This is a genomic window from Burkholderia sp. KCJ3K979 (genome assembly GCF_016759955.1).
In the GTDB taxonomy this organism is placed as follows: Bacteria; Pseudomonadota; Gammaproteobacteria; order Burkholderiales; family Burkholderiaceae; genus Burkholderia; species Burkholderia orbicola.
In genome coordinates this window covers 1-7,863 of record NZ_JACFYV010000275.1, presented here as the reverse complement: position 1 = coordinate 7,863, position 7,863 = coordinate 1, and the positions used below count along the sequence as shown (strand labels likewise).

General features: G+C 66.5%; 6 protein-coding genes and 2 pseudogenes. 6 read left to right on the top strand and 2 right to left on the bottom strand.

Going from position 1 to position 7,863, the window contains the following annotated elements:
- A pseudogene (locus tag H3O04_RS36405) lies at positions 1–677 on the bottom strand (hypothetical protein); the annotation flags it as partial.
- A 226-nt stretch (positions 678–903) separates the two neighbouring features.
- Here H3O04_RS36405 and H3O04_RS32200 point away from each other — a divergent pair.
- From H3O04_RS32200 to H3O04_RS32180, 5 genes and pseudogenes are all read left to right on the top strand, one after another.
- Positions 904–2,195 (top strand): annotated as a pseudogene (locus H3O04_RS32200) (quaternary amine ABC transporter ATP-binding protein); the annotation flags it as partial.
- Entirely contained in the window at positions 2,188–3,084 is an 897-nt protein-coding gene (gene choW, locus H3O04_RS32195; protein WP_006480571.1) for a choline ABC transporter permease subunit, read from the top strand. The pseudogene H3O04_RS32200 and the gene choW, both read left to right, overlap by 8 nt.
- Positions 3,085–3,474: 390 nt before the next feature.
- Positions 3,475–4,473: a GlxA family transcriptional regulator gene (locus H3O04_RS32190; RefSeq protein ID WP_006480572.1), complete on the top strand. Its 999-nt coding sequence runs from the start codon at positions 3,475–3,477 to the stop codon at positions 4,471–4,473.
- A gap of 104 nt (positions 4,474–4,577) precedes the next feature.
- Positions 4,578–5,525 (top strand): choline ABC transporter substrate-binding protein, encoded by a 948-nt coding sequence (locus H3O04_RS32185; RefSeq protein WP_006480573.1) that lies wholly within the window; start codon positions 4,578–4,580, stop codon positions 5,523–5,525.
- 295 nt (positions 5,526–5,820) lie between these two features.
- A complete protein-coding gene (locus tag H3O04_RS32180; RefSeq protein WP_023476354.1) occupies positions 5,821–6,447 on the top strand; it encodes a trimeric intracellular cation channel family protein in 627 nt (208 codons plus the stop codon).
- Between the two features lie 9 nt (positions 6,448–6,456).
- Here H3O04_RS32180 and H3O04_RS32175 read toward each other — a convergent pair whose 3' ends face one another.
- On the bottom strand, positions 6,457–6,882 hold the full coding sequence (locus H3O04_RS32175) for a PACE efflux transporter (RefSeq protein ID WP_011547019.1): 426 nt from the start codon (positions 6,880–6,882) through the stop codon (positions 6,457–6,459).
- A gap of 146 nt (positions 6,883–7,028) precedes the next feature.
- Between H3O04_RS32175 and H3O04_RS32170 the strand changes: the two genes are divergently transcribed.
- Positions 7,029–7,863, top strand: an 835-nt coding sequence (locus tag H3O04_RS32170) for a LysR substrate-binding domain-containing protein (protein WP_202589225.1), incomplete at its 3' end; no start/stop codon positions are given.

Here is a 7,863-nt window from a genome sequence, read left to right as displayed (position 1 = left end):
GTGTCGGCCCGTGCGGCGACAGGTCGTGGCGTGGGCGTGGCCGGAACGTGGGCTGGCAGCGGCGCGGCGGAGGCACCGGCCGAAGCCGTTTGCGCGATGTCGCCGGAGGTCGCCGCGCCGGCCTTCGCGCCCGCCAGTTGGGCGCGCAGCACGTCGAGTTCGCGCGTGAGCGTGTCGACGGTTGCCTCGAGGCGGGCGACGCGATCGGCGAGCGGTAATGGGGTCGGCGGCGGCGTCGCGGAGATCGCGAACGCGTCGGCCGCGGCCCGCTGGTTTTGCTGCTTGCGTTGCCGCAGCGCGTGCCCGATGCAGAATCCGACGGCTGCCCCGAGCAGCGAGCCGCTCCCGGCCGAGAAATCCCCGATCAATGCGGCGATGCTGCCCACGATGAAACCGATTACGGCGAATGCCCAGTTCAACGCCTTGCTCCCTCTCACTGTCGTTATCGTCCTTCGATCGCGGCTCGCACCGGATCGAGGCGGTTTCAGCACGGCCGGCAGGCGACCCGGCATGCGCGCGTCGTGCGGCTGAGCCTGCGTGCGAAGGGCTCGCGGCAACGTCGCGATCGGCGTGTTTGCGGCGAATGTATCACAGCGTCCGTGCGCCGATTCCCGGGTTTGACGCGGTATCGCGGCGTGCGCCGTCCGGTGTCGCCATCCGGTTTTTTGCACGGTCATGCTTTTTATTGGCGAATGCGGCGCGCGCTTTCGTCTGAATAGATCGGCGCCGGAACGGACGTGAACTTGTCGTAAAGCGACGCGTGCCGGAGGCGGCCTGGCGCAAAACCTCATGTGCCGTTTGGCGCGTTGCTGCGCACAAGGCCGCCGGGTGATGCCCGTCGTTGCTGGCCGTGCGCGTTTTGCGCCGCCGCAATCGGCTGCGCGGCCCGCCCGGCGGGGCTGCCGGCCGTGTCGTATTTGCGCAAGCGTTTGTCGTAATTCGTCGGCAGGCCGGGGTTTTTTCTGGCAACTATGTAGGCACGCTATGACAAGCGCGAGTCCCCGCTACACGAGGAGAAGGTTTCGATGGATGCCCCCAAGGTTGTGGTCGAAGGTCTGTGCAAGGTGTTTGGAAGCAATCCGCAGCAGGCGCTCGACATGCTCGCCGCCGGCGCGACGAAGGACGATGTGCTCAAGCGCACCGGCCAGGTCGTCGGCGTGCACAACGTCTCCTTCGATGTGCAGGAAGGCGAAATTTTCGTGCTGATGGGCCTGTCCGGCTCCGGCAAGTCCACGCTGATCCGCCTCGTGAACCGGCTGGTCGATCCGAGCGCCGGCAAGGTGCTGATCGACGGGCTCGACGTCGCGTCGGCGCGCCGCTCGGCGCTGACCGCGCTGCGCCGCAAGGACATGAGCATGGTGTTCCAGTCGTTCGCGCTGATGCCGCATCGCACCGTCGTGTCGAATGCCGCGTTCGGGCTCGAAGTCGGCGGCATGGGCAAGAAGGAGCGCGAGCGCCGTGCGATGGAAGTGCTCGAGCAGGTCGGTCTCGCGCCGTTCTCGCACAAGCTGCCGTCCGAGCTGTCGGGCGGGATGCAGCAGCGCGTCGGCCTCGCCCGCGCGTTGGCCGTGAACCCTTCGCTGATGATCATGGACGAGGCGTTCTCCGCACTCGATCCGCTCAAGCGCCGCGAAATGCAGGACGTGCTGCTGCAACTGCAGAAGGAGCAGCGCCGCACGATCATGTTCGTGTCGCACGATCTCGAGGAAGCGCTGCGCATCGGCAACCGCATCGCGATCATGGAGGGCGGCCGCCTCGTGCAGGTCGGCACGCCGCAGGACATCATCGCGAACCCGGCCGACGATTACGTGCGCGCGTTCTTCGACGGCATCGACACCAGCCGCTACCTCACCGCCGGCGACCTGATGCAGACCGGCGCGGTGCCGCTCGTATCGAAGTGCGATGCCGCGAACGTCGCGGCTTCGCTGAACGGCAGCGCCGAATACGCGTTCGTGCTCGACGCCGCACGCAAGATTCGCGGCTTCGTCACGCGCGAGGCGCTCGGCCAGGACACGCCGTCCGTGCGGCCGATCGAAAGCATCCGGCGCGATGCGTCGCTCGAACATGTCGTCGCGCGCGTGGTCGCGAGCCCGAATGCACTGCCCGTCGTCGACGACGACGGCTGCTACTGCGGCTCGGTCGATCGTGCGCTCATCCTGAAGGCCATCACGCGTTCGCGAGGCTCCCATGTCTGAAATGATTCCGCTCGGTACCTGGGTCGACCAGTCCGTTCACTACCTGCTCGACCACGACGCGAAGACGTTCGACGCGATCGGTCAAGCGATCGAAGGGCTCGCGGCGTTCGTCGAGCATGGCCTGCAGGCGATCCCGATGTGGCTGATGATGGCGATCTTCATCGGCGTCGGGCTGTGGCGGGTGGGCTGGCGCTTCGCGCTGTTCACCACGCTGTCCCTGCTGCTGATCTTCGCGACGGGCTTCTGGGATCAGACGGTCATCACGCTCGGCCTCACGCTGTCGTCGACGATCATCAGCCTCGTGCTCGGCATTCCGCTCGGCATCTGGGCCGCGAAGAGCAAGTGGGTCGCCGCGATCGTGCGCCCGATTCTCGACCTGATGCAGACGATGCCCGCGTTCGTCTACCTGATTCCGGCCGCGATGCTGTTCGGTCTCGGCCGCGTGCCGGGGATCCTGTCGACGGTGATCTTCGCGATGCCGCCCGCGGTGCGTCTCACGAGCCTCGGCATCCGTCACGTGAACCGCGAGATTGTCGAAGCCGGCCAGGCGTTCGGCTGCACGCCGTGGCAGCTGCTGTACAAGGTGCAGTTCCCGAACGCGCTGCCGTCGATCATGCAGGGCGTGAACCAGACGATCATGATGGCGCTGTCGATGGTGATCATCGCGTCGATGGTCGGCGCGGGCGGCCTCGGCAACGACGTGCTCGCGAGTATCCAGCGCCTCGACATCGGCCTCGGCTTCGAGAGCGGCCTGTCGGTCGTGCTGCTCGCGATCATTCTGGACCGCATCACCGAAAGCTTCGGCCGCGCACCGGGCACCGTGAAGGCGCCGCTGTTCTCGGGCCTCAAGCAGCTGTTTCGCGTGAAGGCCGCGCCCGCGCAGGCCTGATCTTCGGCGGCCAGGAGCGACCTGGCCGCACACCCTGAATGGATAACGGTTCCCGCGGCTTCGGCCGCGGGGCTGGCCCCCTGCAACCTCCTCTAGGGTCTGTTTCCAGATGGAACGCACATGCGAATGCCCGAAATCGCTCGCAGGGCAAGAAGTGAGGAGCGCCGTTTGGCCGAGCCAAACAAGCGACGAGCGACGCCGCCATGCGGGCGATTTCGGGCATTCCCGTGGAATACATTTCAAGTTTGGGGTTGCCACGAGAACGGCCGCTCGCCGCGTTGCACTCCTTGCGAATACGCTGAGTATTCGCGGCGTCGCGCGCCTCGCGAGCAGCCGTTCTCGTGGCAACGCATGTGCGTTCCATCTGGAAACAGACCCTAGGAGACCGATGTGACGTCCGCCGTCGCTGTCGCGCCCGCCGCCTGCGTTTCACCGGTTTCGTCCCTCGCCCATTTCGGCTTCCTGACGCTGCCGAACTTCTCGATGATCGCGTTCTCGAGCGCGGTCGAAGTGCTTCGGATGGCGAACTACGTCGGGCGGGCGGATCACTACAAGTGGTCGATCTACTCGCTCGACGGCGCGCCCGCGCATGCCAGCAACGGCATCGCGGTGCGGCCCACGCAGGCGCTCGACTACGACAACCTGCCCGACGTGATGATCGTGTGCGGCGGCATCCGCATTCGCGACGTGGTCGACGAGGGCGCGCGCGATACGCTCGCGGCGCTCGCCGAACGCGGGCTGCCGCTCGGCGGCATCTGCACGGGCGCCTATGCGCTGATGTCGACCGGCTTGCTCGACGGCTATCGCTGCACCGTGCACTGGGAAAACCTGTCCGCGCTGCATTCCGAATTTCCGCGAGTGGGCTTCGCCGACGAGCTGTTCGTCGTCGATCGCGACCGGCTGACCTGCACGGGCGGCACCGCGCCGCTCGACCTGATGCTGAACCTCGTCGGCATGCGGTTCGGCCAGCAACTGGCCGCGCAGGTATCCGAGCAGTTCATCCTGGAGCGCATTCGCAGCTCGACCGATACGCAGCCGATTCCGGTCGATGCGCGGGTCGGCTTCTCGCGTGCGGAACTGATCGAGGTCGTGCGGCTGATGGAGGCGAACATCGAGGAGCCGCTGTCGCTCGAGGAGCTCGCGCGGCTCGTGCGGCTGTCGCAGCGGCATCTGCAGCGCATGTTCAAGGTGTACCTGAACGTATCGCCGACCCACTACTACCTGACGCTGCGCCTGAAACGCGCCCGCGACCTGCTGCGCACGACGGATGCATCGATCGCACGCGTGACGACGGTCTGCGGCTTTCATTCGCCGTGTCATTTCAGCAAGGCATACCGCGCGCAGTTCGGCCATGCGCCGAGCTACGAGCGCCGGCTGCCCGGGCGCTGAACCGCGGCAATCCGTCGGTCCGCGACGTCGCCGGGATCGCGGCGCGCGGCTTCAATAAACGATCCCGCATTCAAGCAAACGACATCACTTTGAGGAGAAGCAAGATGAAGCGCCTATTGATCGCAGCGGTGTGCGGGATCGGGGTGACCGCGCCGATGTCGGCCGTTTATGCGGCCGATCCGCCCGTGTGCAAGAACGTGCGCTTCGCCGATGTCGGCTGGTCCGACATCGCGGCGACCACGGGCCTCGCGTCGACGATGCTGCAGGGGCTCGGCTACAACCCGACGAAGACGATCGCCTCGGTGCCGATCACGTTCGCGGGGATCAAGAGCAAGCAGATCGACGTGTTCCTCGGCTACTGGTCGCCGACGATGGACCCGATCATCCAGCCGTTCACGAAGGCCGGCACGATCAAGGTGCTCGCGACGCCGAACCTGACCGGCGCGAAATACACGCTCGCGGTGCCCGACTACGTGTACCAGGGCGGCCTGAAGTCGTTCGCGGACATCCAGAAGTACGCGGACAAGCTCAACGGCAAGATCTACGGGATCGAGCCGGGCAACGACGGCAATGCGCTGATCAAGAAGATGATCGACGGCAACCAGTTCGGCCTCGGCAAGTTCAAGCTGGTCGAGTCGAGCGAGGCCGGGATGCTGGTCGAAGTGAATCGCGCGGCCCGCGACAAGCAGTGGATCGTGTTCCTTGGGTGGGAACCGCATCCGATGAACGTGCAGATGAAGATCGACTACCTGACCGGCGGCGACGATGTGTTCGGCCCGAACTACGGCGAAGCGAAGGTGCTGACGGCAACCCCGCCCGATTACGCGCAACGCTGCCCGAACGTCGCGAAGTTCGTGTCGAACCTGCAGTTCACGACGTCGATCGAGAACCACGTGATGGTGCCGATCATGAACAAGCAGGACCCGAACAAGGCTGCCGCCGACTGGCTGAAGGCGAACCCGCAAGCGCTCGACAAGTGGCTGGCCGGCGTGACGACGCTCGACGGCAAGCCGGGCCTGCCGGCGGTGAAGGCGTACCTCGGCGTGCATTGAACGTGACGTGTCGGGCCGTGCGGATGCGGCGCGAAGCCTGACGTGAATTTTCGAGCCGGCGCAAGCAGGATGACCTGCTTGCGCCGGCTTTTTGCTGCCCGCTTCACGCTTGGCCCGACGGTCGCCGGACGATGCGCTAGACTGCTCGATCCCCGATCGAGGAAACGACGATGACCCGCAACCCGCTTGATGCATCCGGACGGCAACACGCAGCCGGCACGCGGCCGAACAACCCGTCGGCTTCGGTCGGCGCACGCAGCAACCGGACGATGCTTAACATCGGCCATTCACTCGCATGAAGCGCATCGAGCAAGTCGTGCTCGCCGCCGATCTCGCGGGCACGGCGGTGTTCGCGATCGAGGGCGCCAATGCGGCGATCGGCGCCGGCCTCGACCTGTTCGGGGTGATGGTGCTGTCGCTCGTCGTCGCGCTCGGCGGCGGCGTGATTCGCGACCTGTTGATCGGCGCGCGCCCGCCGAGCGCCGTGAGCGACTGGCGTTATCCGGCGCTCGCGTTCGCTGCCGGGCTGTTCGCCTTCGTGTTTCATGCGCGGGTCGCGTCGTTCTCGCCGTCGCTGCTGACGGCGCTCGACGCGGCCGGCCTCGCGCTGTTCGCGGTTGCGGGCGCGGTGAAGGCGCTCGAATTCCGCGTCCATCCGTTCATTGCCACGCTGATGGGCGCCGTGACCGGCTGTGGGGGCGGCGTGGTGCGCGATCTGCTGCTTGCGCGGATTCCCGTCGTGCTGGTCACGGACATCTACGCGAGCGCGGCACTGCTCGGCGCGGTCGTCGTCGTGTCGTGCCGGCGACTCGGTTGCCCGCCCGTCGTCGCGGCCGTGCTGGGCGGCATCGCGTGCTTTGCGCTGCGGATGGCGGCGGTACGCTTCGGCTGGCAGTTGCCTAAAATCGCCGTGGGGGCATAGGCGCCCGGCTCACGACTGCTTCGTCGCCGCCGGCACGTCGAACACGCGGTCGAACGCCCACTGGAACACGAACGCGTAGCAGAAGAAGAACGCGAACAGCCCGATATCGACGACGAACGCGTCGAACCACGAGATGTCGAGCCACCCCGACACGACCGGCACGAGGATGAAGATCAGCCCGCCCTCGAATCCGGTGGCGTGCAGTATGCGCCGCCCGAGCGTACGCGCCGGCTGCCGGCGCGACGCTTCCCAGCGCTCGAACAGCGCGTTGAAGATCAGGTTCCACAGCATCGCGATCGCCGACATCGTCGCCGACAGCGCGCCTGAATAGACGAGATCCTGCTTGAAGATCGCCGCGATCACGGGCGAAATGCAGGAAATGGCGATCGCTTCGTAGAGCACCGCCTGCGTGATCCTGCGCGGTAGGCCTTGCACGGGTTCCTCCGGTTCGAGGGCAACCGCCGCGGCGCCATGCCGCGACGTCCCGCAAGGCTAGCCGCGTTGCGCACCCGCTTCAATTCACCTAATCTCACCCCGATTGAATCGAATTCAACCCGGCCGCATCTGGCGCGCGAGGCCCCGTGTTCTCGAAAATTCCCCTGACCGCATTGCGTGTATTCGAAGCGTCGGCACGGCTCGGCACGTTCAAGGCCGCAGCCGATGAACTGTCCGTGACGCCGGCCGCCGTGTCGCACCAGATCAAGTCGCTCGAGAGCCGCGTCGGCGTGCTGCTGTTCGAGCGCGGCGCGGGCGGCGTGCGGCTGACGGAAGAAGGCGAGCGGCTGTTTCGCGCGAGTCACGATGCGTTGCTGGCGTTGAGTCGCGGGCTCGATGCGGTGCGTCCGGATGCGGCCGACGAGCGTGCGCTCGTGCTGACCACCACGCCCGCCTTTGCGGCGATGTGGCTGATTCCGCGTCTCGGCGCGTTTCGGCGCGTCGATCCGCATCTGCACATCAAGGTCGAAACGGGCAACGCGCTCGTCGATCTCGAACGGGATGCACGGATCGATCTCGCGATTCGCGCGACGTCGCGAAAGTTTCCCGCGCTGCACGAGATTGCGTTGATCGACGAATATTTCGGTGCGTATGCGGCCGTCGGGTTCGACGCGCATCGAACCGACGAGCCGCTCGACCTGATCGAGACCGTGTGGGATACGCCGCTGCCCGTGTCGGTCGATTGGGCTTCGTGGTGCCGCGCGGCGGGCCGGGAAGCGTGGCTCGAACGCGCGGTGTTTCGCCATTACGACGACGAGCATTACGCGTTGCAGGCCGTGCTACACGGGCAGGGTATCGCGCTGCTCAGCTCCGTGCTGGCCGCCGAGCATGTCGAGCGCGGTGCGTTGAAGCCGATCGAGCCCGCGGTGCGGCTCGCCGGTGCGCGCTTCGTCGCGCTGTGCCGGCCGGGGCGGGAGCGCG